Annotated in this window: 16 protein-coding genes; 12 read left to right on the top strand and 4 right to left on the bottom strand. The window is 44.2% G+C overall.

The window, feature by feature from the left end:
* Positions 1 to 27: 27 nt before the first annotated feature.
* On the bottom strand, positions 28 to 645 hold the full coding sequence (gene yyaC, locus V756_RS0103155; protein ID WP_024713383.1) for a spore protease YyaC: 618 nt from the start codon (positions 643 to 645) through the stop codon (positions 28 to 30).
* Between the two features lie 485 nt (positions 646 to 1,130).
* On the opposite strand from yyaC, the gene V756_RS0103150 reads away from it, so the two are divergent.
* The 11 genes from V756_RS0103150 to V756_RS0103100 all read left to right on the top strand — a co-directional run bounded on the left by V756_RS0103150 (position 1,131) and on the right by V756_RS0103100 (position 9,784).
* The gene (locus tag V756_RS0103150; RefSeq protein WP_032681643.1) at positions 1,131 to 2,147 is read left to right on the top strand and encodes a YkvI family membrane protein; all 1,017 of its coding nucleotides are present in this window, start codon (positions 1,131 to 1,133) and stop codon (positions 2,145 to 2,147) included.
* Between the two features lie 93 nt (positions 2,148 to 2,240).
* Complete coding sequence (locus V756_RS0103145; RefSeq protein ID WP_024713381.1) at positions 2,241 to 2,447, top strand: DUF951 domain-containing protein; 207 nt, start codon at positions 2,241 to 2,243, stop codon at positions 2,445 to 2,447.
* Positions 2,448 to 2,497: 50 nt separating this feature from the next.
* Complete coding sequence (locus V756_RS0103140) at positions 2,498 to 4,501, top strand: molybdopterin-dependent oxidoreductase (RefSeq protein WP_024713380.1); 2,004 nt, start codon at positions 2,498 to 2,500, stop codon at positions 4,499 to 4,501.
* A 126-nt stretch (positions 4,502 to 4,627) separates the two neighbouring features.
* Positions 4,628 to 5,728: a redox-regulated ATPase YchF gene (gene ychF, locus V756_RS0103135; protein ID WP_024713379.1), complete on the top strand. Its 1,101-nt coding sequence runs from the start codon at positions 4,628 to 4,630 to the stop codon at positions 5,726 to 5,728.
* Positions 5,729 to 5,838: 110 nt separating this feature from the next.
* Positions 5,839 to 6,126: a 30S ribosomal protein S6 gene (gene rpsF, locus V756_RS0103130; protein ID WP_014115888.1), complete on the top strand. Its 288-nt coding sequence runs from the start codon at positions 5,839 to 5,841 to the stop codon at positions 6,124 to 6,126.
* A 39-nt stretch (positions 6,127 to 6,165) separates the two neighbouring features.
* Positions 6,166 to 6,684 (top strand): single-stranded DNA-binding protein SsbA, encoded by a 519-nt coding sequence (ssbA, locus tag V756_RS0103125; RefSeq protein WP_014115887.1) that lies wholly within the window; start codon positions 6,166 to 6,168, stop codon positions 6,682 to 6,684.
* A gap of 43 nt (positions 6,685 to 6,727) precedes the next feature.
* Positions 6,728 to 6,967 (top strand): 30S ribosomal protein S18, encoded by a 240-nt coding sequence (gene rpsR / locus V756_RS0103120; protein ID WP_024713378.1) that lies wholly within the window; start codon positions 6,728 to 6,730, stop codon positions 6,965 to 6,967.
* Positions 6,968 to 7,027: 60 nt separating this feature from the next.
* Positions 7,028 to 7,786, top strand: a complete 759-nt coding sequence (xth, locus tag V756_RS0103115; protein WP_024713377.1) for an exodeoxyribonuclease III — start codon at positions 7,028 to 7,030, stop codon at positions 7,784 to 7,786.
* A 58-nt stretch (positions 7,787 to 7,844) separates the two neighbouring features.
* On the top strand, positions 7,845 to 8,780 hold the full coding sequence (gene ccpB, locus V756_RS0103110; RefSeq protein ID WP_024713376.1) for a transcriptional regulator CcpB: 936 nt from the start codon (positions 7,845 to 7,847) through the stop codon (positions 8,778 to 8,780).
* 49 nt (positions 8,781 to 8,829) lie between these two features.
* Complete coding sequence (locus V756_RS0103105) at positions 8,830 to 9,210, top strand: VOC family protein (RefSeq protein WP_024713375.1); 381 nt, start codon at positions 8,830 to 8,832, stop codon at positions 9,208 to 9,210.
* A gap of 16 nt (positions 9,211 to 9,226) precedes the next feature.
* Positions 9,227 to 9,784, top strand: a complete 558-nt coding sequence (locus V756_RS0103100) for a sugar O-acetyltransferase (RefSeq protein ID WP_024713374.1) — start codon at positions 9,227 to 9,229, stop codon at positions 9,782 to 9,784.
* 30 nt (positions 9,785 to 9,814) lie between these two features.
* Here the strand turns inward: V756_RS0103100 and V756_RS0103095 are convergent, their stop codons facing one another.
* Positions 9,815 to 11,170, bottom strand: coding sequence for an MFS transporter (locus V756_RS0103095; protein WP_024713373.1), 1,356 nt, complete (start codon positions 11,168 to 11,170; stop codon positions 9,815 to 9,817).
* A gap of 227 nt (positions 11,171 to 11,397) precedes the next feature.
* Here V756_RS0103095 and V756_RS0103090 point away from each other — a divergent pair, with 227 nt between their 5' ends.
* A complete protein-coding gene (locus V756_RS0103090; RefSeq protein ID WP_024713372.1) occupies positions 11,398 to 12,297 on the top strand; it encodes a CPBP family intramembrane glutamic endopeptidase in 900 nt (299 codons plus the stop codon).
* Here the strand turns inward: V756_RS0103090 and V756_RS01000000121790 are convergent.
* Positions 12,294 to 14,183, bottom strand: coding sequence for a thioredoxin domain-containing protein (locus V756_RS01000000121790; protein ID WP_032681638.1), 1,890 nt, complete (start codon positions 14,181 to 14,183; stop codon positions 12,294 to 12,296). The two genes, V756_RS0103090 and V756_RS01000000121790, sit on opposite strands and share 4 nt — an antisense overlap.
* A gap of 38 nt (positions 14,184 to 14,221) precedes the next feature.
* The gene (locus tag V756_RS1000000123220) at positions 14,222 to 14,383 is read right to left on the bottom strand and encodes a DUF255 domain-containing protein (RefSeq protein WP_081719754.1); all 162 of its coding nucleotides are present in this window, start codon (positions 14,381 to 14,383) and stop codon (positions 14,222 to 14,224) included.
* Between the last annotated feature and the right edge of the window lie 258 nt (positions 14,384 to 14,641).

The raw sequence follows: 14,641 nt of genomic DNA, 5'->3' as shown, positions 1-14,641 counted from the left end.
ATCTTTCAAGAGAAGATGGTTTTTGTTTTAGATTCGTCCAGTGAGTCTTTGCAGCGGGTTAAGGCGTTCCTGCCTCCACTCTGTCCGATCTGTTAAGCTCAATCCTTCAGCAAGAACATGTGCCATATTCATGACCAAATGCAGTCTTGTATTTTGTAAAACAAAGTATTCCATGAAACCGCTCACATTCACAATTCCGTTAATATGAAGATCCCCCACTTCAGGAAGGTCTTTTTGCACTCCGGCTCCAGGCTTTAATGGCCCTTCTCCGATTTGAAATGATCCTACACTTTTGACGCGTCCTAAGCAGGCATCGACTGCTATAATAAATGGGTTTTTATGTAATTTTCGAATCTCATTTATTTTTTCATTCATGTTCACAGCATGGACGGGATCAGATAAGGTTCCATAGACGTGGAATCTGGTGAGCTGCATCTGTTTGAGTTTCATTCCTACGAGCGGGCCTAATGAATCACCGGTTGAACGGTCTGTTCCGATACAAACCACGACAATTGGTTTGCCGGCAGCTTTACGTAAGGATGAAGAAAGAATGGTTTGGATTTGTTTTGCTGCAGCTGCATCTGTATGTGAAACATATTGCTTTACTCGTTCCTGAGAGGAAAAAAGCCCGCGTTTTCGATTCATAGGTTTCACTTCCTTGTTATAGTAGGTAACAGAATGGCTAAGTTGTGTGTTTAGTTATGTAAGGTTGTTTACAGTATATCCAGCAGTGCGTTTTTTTATGCTTTATGTATGGCGAGGAGGATTTTTTAAAGCAGAGGGCATGATATGAATGGTTAGAGAGATTTACCGGCATTGTGCCCCAACAACTTGATCCTGTTCAAGCTATGGCCTGCTTATTAAACACTTTGAGAAAGAGTAATTAACGACGTTCTGAAGATATAGATGGGGATTATTAGAAAAAAGTGAAGAATGAGATTCACTTCTTTCACTTGCGGACAAACTATTATCTCGTTTTAGGCTGCCTGTATCGGCAGTCTTTTTATGTGTATTTCGTATGGTAATTTCACCTTGTGGCCAATATCTATGAAAATATGGCATGTTTGCTTTCTGTTATTTATATAGTAACAATAGCGGGAACAAGCTGAACTCTGTGCTATGAGGTGATGATGTTGTGGAGAGCCGGAATGAAGTGGATGCTGCTCATTTTAGGGAGCCTGATTGGGGCCGGATATGCGAGCGGTCAGGAGATTTGGCAGTTTTTTGGGGCGGAAAGCGGACTTGCTATTGTGCTGTTTACAATCATGTTCATTTTCTCGTCTTATATTGTGATGAAAATCAGTTTTAAGGTTCAATCCACTCATTTTCTGCCGGTTCTGGAACATTTGATGGGGCCGTGGCTGGCGAAAATTTATGATGTCCTCATCATTTTTTATTTGTTTTCGACCACGATGGTGATGATTGCCGGAGGCGGTGTGACCCTGCAAATGTACAAGCTTCCTTTCTGGTGGGGAATCGCGCTGATTTGCATTGTGACAGTGTGTTTGTTTTTTTGGGATGTGAAAGGAATATTATCAGTGAATGGTATTTTAATTCCTGTGTTAGTGGCGGGGCTGCTGTATGCGCTGATCTCCTTTCAGAGCACTCACCATCATACGTGGATGATTGATTTGACGCGGCAGTATAACTGGCCTGCGAGCATCACGTTTACCTCTTTAAACATTCTTTCAGTAGTCGCGATTTTATCTTCCGTCGGGAAAGAAATGAAAGGACTCGGAGAAGCGAAAATCGCCAGTGTGGCAAGCGGCCTTATTTTTGGCGTGATCTCCTTTGTTTATAATGAAACGTTAGTGGAGCTGGCTGGTTCTCTCTCACAGTTTGAAATACCACTGTTTGCCATTTTGGAGGGTGCACCTTATTTCTTTTTTTTATGTATGACGGCAGTGCTGTGCCTTGCGATTTACACGACAACGGTAGCTGGTTTGCTGGGGCTGTCCAGCCGGCTGATGGCGTTTGTTCATATGCCGAGATGGACGATTGTGTTGATTCTGTTAGTGTTGATGGTGCCTTTTACTTCTTTCGGATTTTCTGATTTGATCGCGTTCTTGTATCCAATATACGGGATGCTGAATTTGTATTTGTTGGTTTGTCTGCTGTTATATCCACTTTTGAGTAAATGGAAATAAAAGGATGTATTTCTTTTCGGATATCTTGATTGCTCTTATGATCAGTTTTTTTGTACAATAGATACAGCAGTTTATGAAAAGAGGTGAAGGGTCTTGGCAGATAAAGACTTTGGCCTGAATGATGTTGTGGAAATGAAAAAACAGCATCCATGCGGAGCGAACAGCTGGAAAATTATTCGCATGGGAATGGATATTCGAATTAAGTGTGAGGGATGCTCTCACAGTGTTATGATTCCGAGAAAAGAATTTGAAAGAAAACTAAAAAAAGTACTAATCAAGCATGAGGAGCCTACTTCGTAAAAAGGCTGGCACTCATGCTTTTTCATATAGAAGGTAAGGAGAAGACGGCGATGAGCAATGTGCATCAGTCAGCATGTCCGCTGAATTGCTGGGACAGCTGCGGTTTTTTGGTGACTGTTGAAGACGGAAAGGTAACAAAAGTGGACGGCGATCCAAACCATCCGATTACGGAAGGCAAAATCTGCGGCCGCGGCAGAATGCTCGAGACAAAGACAAATTCGCCTGAGCGGCTTCGCTATCCGATGAAAAAACAAAATGGCGAGTTTGTTCGGATATCCTGGGAGCAGGCGCTTGATGAAATTGCCGATAAACTTCGGGAGATTAAGAAAACGTCGGAGACGACTGCTGTTTTGCACAGCCATGATTATGCGAATAATGGTTTGTTAAAAGCGCTTGATCAGCGCTTTTTTAATGGATATGGCGGCGTGACGGAAATTGTCGGAAGCATATGCTGGGGCTCCGGAATTGAAGCGCAAAGCTGGGATTTCGGCCGTTCGTACGGGCACGGCCCGCTTGATATTTACAACAGCAAACATGTTGTTGTGTGGGGAAGAAATGTATCCAGAACGAATATGCACTTGTACCATCACCTGCAGCAGGTGAAGAAAAAGGGCGCCACCATAACGGTGATTGATCCGATCTTCAACCCGACTGCCAAGCTTGCAGACCGCTACATTTCTGTAAAGCCTGGAATGGATGGCTGGCTTGCGGCAGCCATTTTAAAGGTTCTGATTGAGACGGGAAAAACGAATGAGACGTTTATTTCTAAGCACTCTGTCGGCTTTGATGATGTGAAAGCGCTTTTGAAAACCGTTTCCCTAGAAGAGTTTATTGTGAAAACAGAAACTTCTATGGAGGAGCTGGAGTATCTGGCCGGTTTGTATGCTGATGGCCCGGTGTCTACCTTTATGGGTCTTGGCATGCAGCGTTATAAAAACGGCGGCGAAACGATTCGCTGGATCGATGCACTCGTTGCGGCAAGCGGAAATGTCGGAATAAAAGGCGGCGGCGCCAATTTCGGCAACGTCCAAATTGGAGAGAGCTTTGCAAAAACGAAGCTGACGCTGCCGGAATTAAAAACAGCATCACGTTCGTTTTCAATGATGACGCAGGCTGAAGAGGTGTTAACGGCTGCCGATCCCGCGATTGAGATGATCATTGTGACGTGCGGAAACCCGCTGACCCAGGTGCCGAATACAAATAAAGTAAGACAAGCTTTTGAAAAGGTTCCGATGTCTGTGGCAATTGATTCAATCATGACGGATACGGCAAAACTGTGTGACTATGTTTTGCCGACAGCCACTGTCTTCGAAGAAGAGGATATCTACTATTCCAGTATGTATCATCATTACGTTCAGTACGGGAAAAAGCTTGTGGAGCCGCAGGGTGAAGCAAAGTCGGACAGCTGGATCTGGTCAGAGCTTGCAAAACGCCTTGGCTTTGGCGAGTTGTTTGAATATAGTACTGAAGAATTTTTGGAGATGGGGCTTTCTTCATTGGAAGCAGAGGATGTGACGCTTGAGCGTTTGAAAGAAAAAGGCCACCTTCCTCTTCCGGTCAAGCAGGTTCCGTGGGATGATTATCAGTTTTTGACGCCGAGCGGAAAATTTGAGTTTACTTCATCGTTAGCTGAGGAAAAAGGATTTAGCGGTTTGCTTCAATTAAACGTGCCCGAAGAATCTGTTTTCCATAATGAGGCGTTAGCTGGAAAGTATCCTTACACGCTGTTGTCCATTCATCCGCAGCGTTCTAATCATTCTCAGCATGTGCCGTTTATTGAAAAGTTACAGCACGTTCAGGTAGATATCTCTCCAGATATAGCGGCGGAGCAGAATCTTCAGGACGGAGATGAGGTTGTCGTTTTTAATGACCGCGGGAGCTTGACGGGCAAGGTGAAAGTGATGAAGCACGCTCATCCGAAGACGATTAATATAGATGAAGGCATGTGGGCGGCTTTTGGAGGTTCAGTCAATGCACTGACAAATGATACAAATTCCGATAATGGAATGGGAAGCACGCTTTTTGACTGTTTAGTAAGCTTGAAAAAAGCATAATCAAAGGGATGGGCAGGCAGAAAATGCTTTTTTGTCAGCTTGTCTTTTCCAGGGAACCTCCTTATAATTGCTCTAGGTTCAAAATACGTTTATACAATGACGGTTTTATATAGAGGAGATGAAAGAATGGCTTTAACAGCTGGAATTGTTGGTTTGCCAAACGTCGGGAAATCAACACTATTTAACGCAATAACACAGGCCGGTGCCGAATCAGCGAACTACCCGTTCTGTACGATTGATCCGAACGTGGGGATTGTAGAAGTACCTGATGATCGTCTGCAAAAGCTGACTGAGCTGGTCAAACCGAAGAAGACTGTACCGACTGCCTTTGAATTCACTGATATTGCAGGGATCGTAAAAGGCGCATCTAAAGGAGAAGGACTCGGTAACAAATTCCTTTCCCACATTCGCCAGGTTGATGCGATTTGCCACGTTGTCCGTGCTTTTTCTGATGACAACATTACACACGTTTCCGGAAAAGTTGATCCGATTGATGACATTGAAACGATCAACCTTGAGCTGATCCTTGCTGATATGGAAACAGTTGAAAAGCGTATTACACGCGTCAGCAAACTTGCGAAGCAAAAAGATAAAGACGCTGTAATTGAGTTTGAGATTCTGTCCAAACTGAAAGAAGCGTTTGAAAGCGAAAAGCCTGCTCGTTCTGTTGAATTCACTGAAGAGCAGCAAAAGCTTGTGAAGCAGCTTCATTTACTGACTTCAAAGCCTATTTTGTATGTGGCAAACGTAAGTGAAGATGAAGTGGCAGATCCGTCTGGCAATGAATATGTAGCGAAGATTCGCGAATACGCTGCCGGCGAAAATGCGGAGGTTATCGTTGTTTGTGCGAAAATCGAATCCGAGATTGCTGAGCTTGAAGGCGATGAGAAACAAATGTTCCTTGAAGAGCTGGGCATTCAAGAATCAGGTCTTGATCAGCTGATCAAAGCATCTTACTCTCTTCTTGGCCTTGCAACATACTTCACAGCCGGAGAACAGGAAGTCAGAGCTTGGACATTTAAAAAAGGCATGAAAGCCCCTGAGTGTGCAGGAGTTATTCATAGTGACTTTGAGCGCGGCTTCATTCGTGCTGAAACGGTTGCTTACGAGGATCTTCTTGCGGGTGGCGGTATGGCTGGAGCGAAAGAGGCAGGAAAAGTCCGTCTCGAAGGAAAAGAGTACGTCGTTCAAGACGGAGATGTTATTCATTTCCGATTTAATGTATAGGATGCAGTTGTAAAGGGACAAGAGCTTTGGTATAATATAAAATTGTGAGTAATAGAATTATTGCTCCTTGCCCATTATGGGCCGCTTAGTCCAAAAGGAGGTGCAAACAGATGAGAAAGTACGAAGTTATGTACATTATCCGCCCAAACATTGACGATGAGTCTAAAAAAGCAGTTATCGAGCGTTTCAACAACGTTCTGACTTCTAACGGTGCGGAGATCACTGGAACAAAGGATTGGGGTAAACGTCGTCTTGCTTACGAAATCAACGATTTCCGTGACGGTTTCTACCAAATCTTAAACGTTCAAGCTGACGCTGCGGCAGTTCAAGAATTTGACCGTCTAGCTAAGATCAGTGACGATATCATTCGCCACATTGTTGTTAAAGAAGAAGAATAAGCAATTTTGAAATATATAATGTAAAAGGTGGTCTTTCTTATGCTTAACCGAGTTGTATTAGTCGGAAGACTGACAAAAGACCCAGAGCTTCGTTATACGCCAAACGGTGCGGCTGTTGCTACGTTTACTCTTGCTGTGAATCGTACATTTACGAACCAGTCTGGAGAACGCGAGGCCGATTTCATTAATTGTGTCACTTGGAGAAGACAAGCCGAAAACGTTGCAAACTTCCTGAAAAAAGGAAGCCTTGCAGGCGTAGATGGCCGTTTACAAACAAGAAACTATGAAAACCAGCAAGGACAGCGTGTCTTCGTGACCGAGGTCCAAGCTGAAAGTGTTCAATTTCTTGAGCCGAAAAACGGCGGCGGTTCTGGTTCAGGTGGATACAACGAAGGAAACAGCGGCGGAGGCCAGTACTTTGGCGGAGGCCAAAACGATAATCCATTCGGAGGAAATCAAAACAACCAGAAACGCAATCAAGGGAACAGCTTTAATGATGACCCATTTGCCAACGACGGCAAACCGATTGACATCTCGGATGACGATCTTCCATTCTAATGAGATTATCGCCTAAATTGACAAAGAAAGGAGGGAAATGACAATGGCAGGAGGACGCAGAGGCGGTCGTGCGAAACGCCGTAAAGTGTGTTATTTCACTTCTAACGGCATCACGCACATCGACTACAAAGATATAGATCTTCTTAAAAAGTTTGTTTCTGAGCGCGGTAAAATTTTACCACGTCGTGTAACTGGAACAAACGCTAAATACCAACGTAAATTGACTGCAGCGATCAAACGCGCACGTCAAATGGCTTTACTTCCGTACGTAAGCGGTGAGTAAGCTGATACGTAAAGAGCAAGGGCCTTCGGGTTCTTGCTCTTTTTTATAGGGGGATGAAACATGAAGCTGATTTCTTGGAATGTAAATGGCCTGCGGGCTGTCATGAGAAAGATGGATTTCCTTTCTTATTTGAAAGAAGAGGATGCAGATATCATATGTCTTCAGGAAACAAAGATACAGGACGGCCAGGTTAATCTCCGGCCTGAAGGCTATCATGTGTATTGGAATTATGCAGTGAAAAAAGGGTATTCCGGGACGGCTGTTTTTTCAAAACAAGAGCCGCTGCGTGTCATGTACGGAATTGGAATCGAAGAGCATGACCAAGAAGGCAGAGTGATTACGCTGGAATTTGAAAACGTGTTTGTGATGACCGTTTACACGCCTAATGCCAAAAGAGGGTTGGAGCGGATCGAATACCGCATGCAATGGGAAGAGGCTTTATTAGCTTATATTCTTGAATTGGATAAGAAAAAACCGGTCATTTTATGCGGCGATTTGAATGTAGCTCATCAGGAGATCGATTTAAAAAATCCAAAAGCGAATCGGAATAACGCTGGATTTTCTGATCAAGAAAGGGGGGCCTTCACTCGCTTCTTAGAAGCTGGCTTTGTTGACTCCTTCCGCCACGTTTATCCTGATCTTGCAGGCGCTTATTCCTGGTGGTCGTATCGCGCAGGTGCCTGGGACAGAAATATCGGATGGCGCATTGATTATGTTGTTGTTTCTGAAAGGCTTAAGGAACGAATTGAGGATGCCAGCATATCAGCGGATGTCATGGGGTCCGACCATTGTCCTGTTGAACTTATGATCAATATATGATGAGATAGCAGTAAGGAATTTACACTTACTGCTTTTTTATATGAAAAAGGAGAAAGAGATGGCAAACATAAAAGAGATTGCAAGACTGGCACATGTATCTGTTTCGACTGTTTCTCGTGTATTGAATCATCATCCGTATGTGTCTGAAGAAAAAAGGAAGCTTGTTCATCAAGTCATGAAGAAATTAGATTACACACCAAATCGAACCGCAATCGACCTCATTCGCGGGAAAACATATACGGTCGGTGTGATTCTGCCTTATAGCGATCATCCTTGCTTTGATAAAATTGTAAACGGGATTACTAAGGCGGCTTTTCAGCATGAGTATGCAACGGCCCTCCTCCCCACCAATTATAACTCCGCTATTGAAATCAAATATTTAGAGCTGTTAAGAACGAAGAAAATAGATGGTCTTATCATTACATCCCGCGCTAATGACTGGGACAGCATTATCGCTTATCAGGAGTATGGGCCGATCATCGCTTGTGAGAATACCGGAGACATTGATGTCCCGTGTGCGTATAACGACAGAAAAGCTGCTTATGCAGAAAGCTTTCGCTATTTAAAGAGCCGCAGACATGAGAATATCGCTTTTACATGCGTCAGAGAAGCCGACAGAAGTCCGAGCACGGCTGATAAAGCTGCGGCCTATAAAGCAGTTTACGGGAGGCTGGAAGACCGTCATATCCTGTCTGGATGCAATGATATGAATGACGGTGAGCGGGCTGCTGAGCATTTTTATATGAGCGAACGGGTTCCAACGGCTATTTATGCAAATAGTGATGAAGTGGCAGCCGGAATTCATGTATTTGCCCAGAAGAATAATTGGGATGTTGACATCATTGGCGAGGGGAATTCTTCTATCAGCCGTGTTCTCGGTTTTCCGTCTCTTGATTTGAATCTTGAGCAGCTCGGTATTGCAGCATTTTCTTTATTTTTGCAGGATGAACCCGTTGATATTAAAATTAAGCATCAATTCGCGAAAAAAGCTTGAACTGAAATGCATTTCATACCTTATAACTTCATTGAAGGAGGAGGAAGAAATGCGGATAGAACATATAGCGATCTGGGTCAAAGATTTAGAGCGAGCGAAGGCTTTTTATGAAATGTATTTTAATGGGGAATCGAATGATCTGTATCACAATGAGAAAAAAGATTTTAAGTCTTATTTTATGACGTTTGAATCCGGGGCAAGGCTGGAAATTATGAAAAAAGGTCATGTAACCGATCCGCCTTCACAAACAATGACAGGCTGGGCGCATATTGCCTTTTCCGTTGGAAGCCGGGAGAAGGTTGATGAACTGACTGATCGATTGAAGAAGGATGGTTTCGCCGTAGTAAACGGCCCAAGGACGACAGGAGACGGCTACTATGAAAGTGTAATTGAAGATGATGAAGGAAATTTGATCGAGATAACAATCTGACATCGGAGTGACTTGAATGCTGAGGACAGAAAAAGAAAAAATGGCAGCCGGAGAATTATATAACTCTGAGGACCAACAACTATTTATAGATCGCAAACATGCGAGACAGCTGATTCGACAATATAACGAAACACCGGAAGATGAGGCGATGCGGACAGAGCTTTTGAAGGAGCTGTTCGGTTCGGTTGGCGATCAAGTCACGATTTTGCCGGCATTTCGCTGTGATTATGGCTATCACATTCATATCGGAGACCATACATTTGTTAATTTTGACTGTATCATTTTAGATGTTTGCGAGGTTCGGATTGGTCGTCATGGTTTAATTGGGCCAGGGGTACATATCTATACGGCCGGCCATCCTCTTGATCCGATTGAAAGGAAGTCCGGCCTAGAGTTCGGTAAGCCTGTGACAATTGGAGATCATGTTTGGATCGGCGGCCGTGCCGTGATTAACCCTGGAGTGACGATCGGTGATAACGCGGTGATTGCTTCAGGAGCGGTTGTCACTAAGGATGTACCCGCTAATACCGTTGTAGGCGGAAACCCTGCGAGGATGTTGAAGGAATTGAAATGAGATCAGTGCGGCAGATCCGCACTGACTTTTTTAAATCTGTTTCGCATTTGTATTAGGGCCGAAACAGATTAACAGCAGGGAGCATGCGAGCCAGCAGCCCCCAATAAATAAGAAGACGCTGACATAGCCGAGCTGCACGGCGATAAATCCGACAAGCAATGATCCGAAAATATTTGAAAAGCGTCCGAGGCCATAGGCTAAGCCGCTGCCAGACGAGCGGTATTCAGTCGGATAAGGTTCAGACGTATAAGCGTATAAGTTCGAGGTGAATACCCGTTCCGTGATATTGACGATAAAACCAAACACGATGATCATGATTGGAATAAAAGTCATGCCGTATAAGAGACCGGCGATGGCTGTCAGAAACGCGCTGGCGGCTAAAATCCATTTTCTTTGAAAACTTTCAGAAATCATGGAACCGAGCAGTGCGCCAAGCGGAGCGCCGACGGAATGCAGTACGTTATACCATAATGTATTTTCCATAGAGATGCCATTGCTTTTTAAGAGGCTTGGAACCCATGAGGCAAAACCATAAAATCCAAACGTTTCAAAAATCCATACAGCAGATAACACGATGGTGATTTTGAGGTTTTTTCCTTTCAATAACCCTGCGTAACCTGCATGCTGCTGAACGGTACGGTTTGCTTTAGGCTGAGCGGGTGCGGGAAGCGGGCCTTTCTCCTGTTCAACCTGTTTCTCAATTCTGTTGAGGATCGCATCGGCTTTCGCGTATTCCCCGCGATTTTCATGCCAGCGCGGTGACTCTTCCAGACGGCGGATGAAGAAAAAATAAATAAGACCGACGGCACCCCATACAAATACAAGCCGCCATCCCCATGAACCGAGCGGAATGACAAAGGCAGACACAATATTAGTGATCGGAACGCCGATCAATCCAATCATGGCACAGAAAGAAATATATTTTCCACGGACACTGGAAGGGAAAAATTCTGCCAGATAGCTATTGGTAATGACCATGGCTGCAGCGACGCCAAATCCAGTGAGAAAACGGAATGCCATTAAAGACGGGATGTCCCAAGCGGCGGCATTGCACAGCGATGCGATTGAAAATACGAATACAAATAGGTTTAAGGACTTTTTGCGGCCAATTCGATCGGCTAGTCTCCCACCCAGTGATGCGCCTAAAAACATGCCTAGAAACGAGGCCGCCGTTACGTTGGCAATGGTTGAAAGCGGGATGCCCCAATGCTCGATCAGTGCCGGCGCTACATTGCTGAGAGTAAATAAATCTGCGAGATCAAAAAAATACACAATGCCGAGAGCGGTTAATACTTGAAAGTGGACACGTGAAATCGGAAGGCGGTCTAAACGATTCGCTGCGTTTGAGAAAGGGTGTGTATTCTTCTGTCTGAAGACTGTATTCATATAAAACCCCCCTAATGAGTAGTAAGAAAAGACTGAAAACTCCTCTCTTGGGAATATTATAAGTATCTTGATTCATTGGCGACAGAGTTCAAATCACTAGATAAAAGAACTAAATTCACACTTTATATGTTCATTTTGCTTAAAAGATTTCCAAATCAGTAGATTCATAGACCAATTTATGCAAATATATAGGGATATTCTCATTGAAAGGAAGAGACATAAAAGGAATGAATTCATTTATCCGTCCTGTAGAAGGAAACAATACGTTGTGGAGATATTTTTTCGCCTTTTTGGTGATGGTAGGATTGTATGTATTCGGGAATATTGCTTACCTTTTCGCGATACTGCTCACTGTTATTCTGAATCCCGATATCACCTTTGATTTGGATGAAGCTGTGCTGAGCGATCCTCTGGTAGATCTTTATTTGTCTCATGTCATTTATTTATTTGCGATTCCGGGAGTATGGCTGGCCGTGCGCTTTATTTTGAAACGGCCTTTCCGAACTGTGGTTACACCGAATGCAACAATCAATTGGCGGAGGATTTTCTTTGGCTTTATTGCTTATTTCCTCCTGATGATCGCCGTACAATTGATTGATTTTGCGATTCATCCTGACAGCTATTCAATGCAAGATTTTGATGCTTCACGGTTTATATGGCTGTTGGCGGCAGCCCTGATGTTGGTTCCGTTTCAAACATCAGCTGAGGAACTGTTTTTCAGAGGATTTTTGCTTCAAGCTTTCGGGAGAATAACGAAAAACCCACTTGTTTTGACGTTGATTGTCGGAGGTTTGTTTGGCGTATTGCATTTTGCCAATCCAGAAATGAACAACGGTGCTGTTTGGGCAGGAATTGAGTACGTAACATTTGGTTTTGTGTGGACCTATTACACGATTAAAACTGGCAGTATTGAAATCTCACTTGGCGCCCATGCCGCGAATAATATGTTTTTGTGTATATTTATCACAGAAAAAAACAGTGTGTATGGCGGGATTCCGTCCTTATTTACAGTTACGCAGGGGAACCCGATGTGGGAGGCTTTGTTTACGATAGCGGTCAATCTTGTTTTTGCGGGAATCGCTTTATGGTACCATAAGAAATCACAAAGTAAGCAGCAAGGGTCTTAATCCCTGCTGCTTATTAACGTTTGGATGGCTTCTTCAATATTTGTTGTCGGCTGCTGGCAGGCGAAGTTTTCACAAATGTACACGGTTGTTTTGCCGTCTATGACATGATAGTCTGCCGCGAATGGCGCAATGTCTTTGCATTGCTCGGGATGCTCTGCCACCAGAATGGAGTCGTTGGGCTTAAAGGCTTTTTGCAGTGCTGCTATGATTTGTTTTCTGGCTGGGTCGTCTGCGCTCCCAAAAATGACGATTTCCTTTTTAGGCGTCACATGCTGTAACACACTTTGCATAAAGAAAGCATGGCCGCTCGGATATGCGTCGATCTCCGGCTTGAATACGGAAAACATCGTTTCCGCCTTTTCGATCAGTGATAAGTCGCCTGTAACCTGTCCAAGACGGAGAAGCTGAACGGCTGCCACGCTGTTTCCGGATGGCACAGCACCGTCGTACACTTCTTTTTCCCGGACGATTAAGGCTTCTGCATCGTGTCCGGTAAAATAGAATCCGCCATGCTCTTCATCCCAAAATAAGCCGATCATATCGTTTGTCAGTTTCTTCGCTTTTTGTAGATAAGAAAGATCAAACGAAGCTTCATAGAGATCGAGATAAGCCCATAGGAGAAAAGCGTAATCGTCGATAAAGCCTTTGTTTTTCACTTCACCGTCTCGATACCGGACCATCACACGGCCGTCGATGATTAATTGGTTTTCAATAAATGAGATGGCGTCTTCCGCTAAGCTGAGATATTTTGGTTCCTCGTATACCTTTGCCGCTTTGGCGAGACCCGCGATCATCAGCGCGTTCCATGACGTCAGCACTTTATCATCGACATGAGGATAGGTTCTTTTTTGGCGAGTCTTCAAGAGCCGCTGTCTTGCGTCCTCAAGCTTGAGGCTGAGCTCTTCTTCAGTCAAGCCGGCATCAGCTTTGATTTGTTCCCGCTTTGTGTGAATGAGGTTCGGAATATTTTTGCCTTCAAAGTTTCCTTCTTCAGTGATGTCATACACTTGGCCATACAGCGTTCCGAGATCGTCTCCGAGAGTTTTCAAAATCTCTTCCTTTGACCACACGTAGTACTTTCCTTCTTCTCCTTCTGTGTCCGCATCTAAAGCTGAGAAAAAGCTTCCGTCTTCATGGGTCATTTCCCGCTGAATAAACGTAATGATCTGCTCACAAATCTTTTTATAGCGGCTGTTTTGCGTGACCTGATAGGATTCTGTATAAGCGGTCAGCAGCAGCGCATTGTCGTACAGCATTTTTTCAAAATGGGGTACGAGCCACTCGTCATCGGTTGAATAGCGGGCAAACCCATAGCCGATATGATCGTAAATGCCGCCATTCGCCATGCTGTCCAGCGTTTTTGTCACGTTGTATAAAGCATTCTCCTGCCCTGTGTTGTGATAATAACGAAGCAAATACATCAGCATATGAGGCATCGGAAATTTCGGGGCCTGCCCGAAACCGCCGTAGATCGTGTCAAACCCATTGGCGAGCTGCTGGAATGTCCGGTGGATCGCTGATTCGCTAAGGCTCTCACCTGATTTTGCCGCTGTTTTGGTCTTCAAGTGTTTAGCGGCGTTCTCCGCAATATCCTCAACATGCTCGCGATCGTTCGCAAACGTTTCAGACAGATGCTCAAGCACATCAACAAAACCGGGACGATTGAATTTACTCGTCTTTGGAAAATATGTACCCGCGTAAAACGGCTTCTGATCAGGCGTAATAAACACATTCAACGGCCAGCCGCCCTGTCCGGTCATCAGCTGGCAGATTCTCATATAAACAGAATCCACGTCCGGCCGCTCTTCCCGGTCAACTTTAATGGCCACAAACCGTTCATTGAGAAGGCGCGCGATCTCTTCGTCCTCGAAGCTTTCGTGGGCCATGACATGGCACCAATGGCATGTGCGTGTAGATACCCGGGCTAGCTATACCCAATAGATACGAGAACAGGCTTGTTTTCGCGTTTCGCTTTATCAAATGCTTCATCTCCCCAAGGGAACCAGTCCACAGGGTTATGAGCATGTTGAAGTAAATATGGAGATTTCTCAGCGATTAATCTATTGGGTTTATTGTTAGTGGGCATGGGATCACCTTCTTTCATCTTGGTTTATTCCTACTTACTGTACCACAATTATTTAATTGCATACCTTCATATATGGCAATCCAAACTATTAAATCCAATAGTGATGAAAACGTAGAGTGTAAAAATGATGAGTGGTGAACAAAATAACATAAATTAAAAATTCTTCCCTGTTGAGTCAGTAATGGTTCAGATATATAGAAAGAGAATGCTCGATCATTTCATGCAAAGGTTAATGCTTCTCTTTTTTATTTGTCACTT

The sequence above is a fragment of the Bacillus tequilensis KCTC 13622 genome, assembly GCF_000507145.1.
GTDB lineage: Bacteria > Bacillota > Bacilli > Bacillales > Bacillaceae > Bacillus > Bacillus tequilensis.
This window is presented reverse-complemented; position numbering and strand designations above follow the sequence as displayed.

What these genes read in the sequence shown, in the direction of transcription:
- yyaC (WP_024713383.1), bottom strand. Translation starts at nt 645, where the DNA reads ATGAATCGAAAACGCGGGCTTTTTTCCTCTCAGGAACGAGTAAAGCAA.
- V756_RS0103150 (WP_032681643.1), top strand. Translation starts at nt 1,131, where the DNA reads ATGTTGTGGAGAGCCGGAATGAAGTGGATGCTGCTCATTTTAGGGAGC.
- V756_RS0103140 (WP_024713380.1), top strand. Translation starts at nt 2,498, where the DNA reads ATGAGCAATGTGCATCAGTCAGCATGTCCGCTGAATTGCTGGGACAGC.
- ychF (WP_024713379.1), top strand. Translation starts at nt 4,628, where the DNA reads ATGGCTTTAACAGCTGGAATTGTTGGTTTGCCAAACGTCGGGAAATCA.
- rpsF (WP_014115888.1), top strand. Translation starts at nt 5,839, where the DNA reads ATGAGAAAGTACGAAGTTATGTACATTATCCGCCCAAACATTGACGAT.
- ssbA (WP_014115887.1), top strand. Translation starts at nt 6,166, where the DNA reads ATGCTTAACCGAGTTGTATTAGTCGGAAGACTGACAAAAGACCCAGAG.
- rpsR (WP_024713378.1), top strand. Translation starts at nt 6,728, where the DNA reads ATGGCAGGAGGACGCAGAGGCGGTCGTGCGAAACGCCGTAAAGTGTGT.
- xth (WP_024713377.1), top strand. Translation starts at nt 7,028, where the DNA reads ATGAAGCTGATTTCTTGGAATGTAAATGGCCTGCGGGCTGTCATGAGA.
- ccpB (WP_024713376.1), top strand. Translation starts at nt 7,845, where the DNA reads ATGGCAAACATAAAAGAGATTGCAAGACTGGCACATGTATCTGTTTCG.
- V756_RS0103105 (WP_024713375.1), top strand. Translation starts at nt 8,830, where the DNA reads ATGCGGATAGAACATATAGCGATCTGGGTCAAAGATTTAGAGCGAGCG.
- V756_RS0103100 (WP_024713374.1), top strand. Translation starts at nt 9,227, where the DNA reads ATGCTGAGGACAGAAAAAGAAAAAATGGCAGCCGGAGAATTATATAAC.
- V756_RS0103095 (WP_024713373.1), bottom strand. Translation starts at nt 11,170, where the DNA reads ATGAATACAGTCTTCAGACAGAAGAATACACACCCTTTCTCAAACGCA.
- V756_RS0103090 (WP_024713372.1), top strand. Translation starts at nt 11,398, where the DNA reads ATGAATTCATTTATCCGTCCTGTAGAAGGAAACAATACGTTGTGGAGA.
- V756_RS01000000121790 (WP_032681638.1), bottom strand. Translation starts at nt 14,183, where the DNA reads ATGGCCCACGAAAGCTTCGAGGACGAAGAGATCGCGCGCCTTCTCAAT.
- V756_RS1000000123220 (WP_081719754.1), bottom strand. Translation starts at nt 14,383, where the DNA reads ATGCCCACTAACAATAAACCCAATAGATTAATCGCTGAGAAATCTCCA.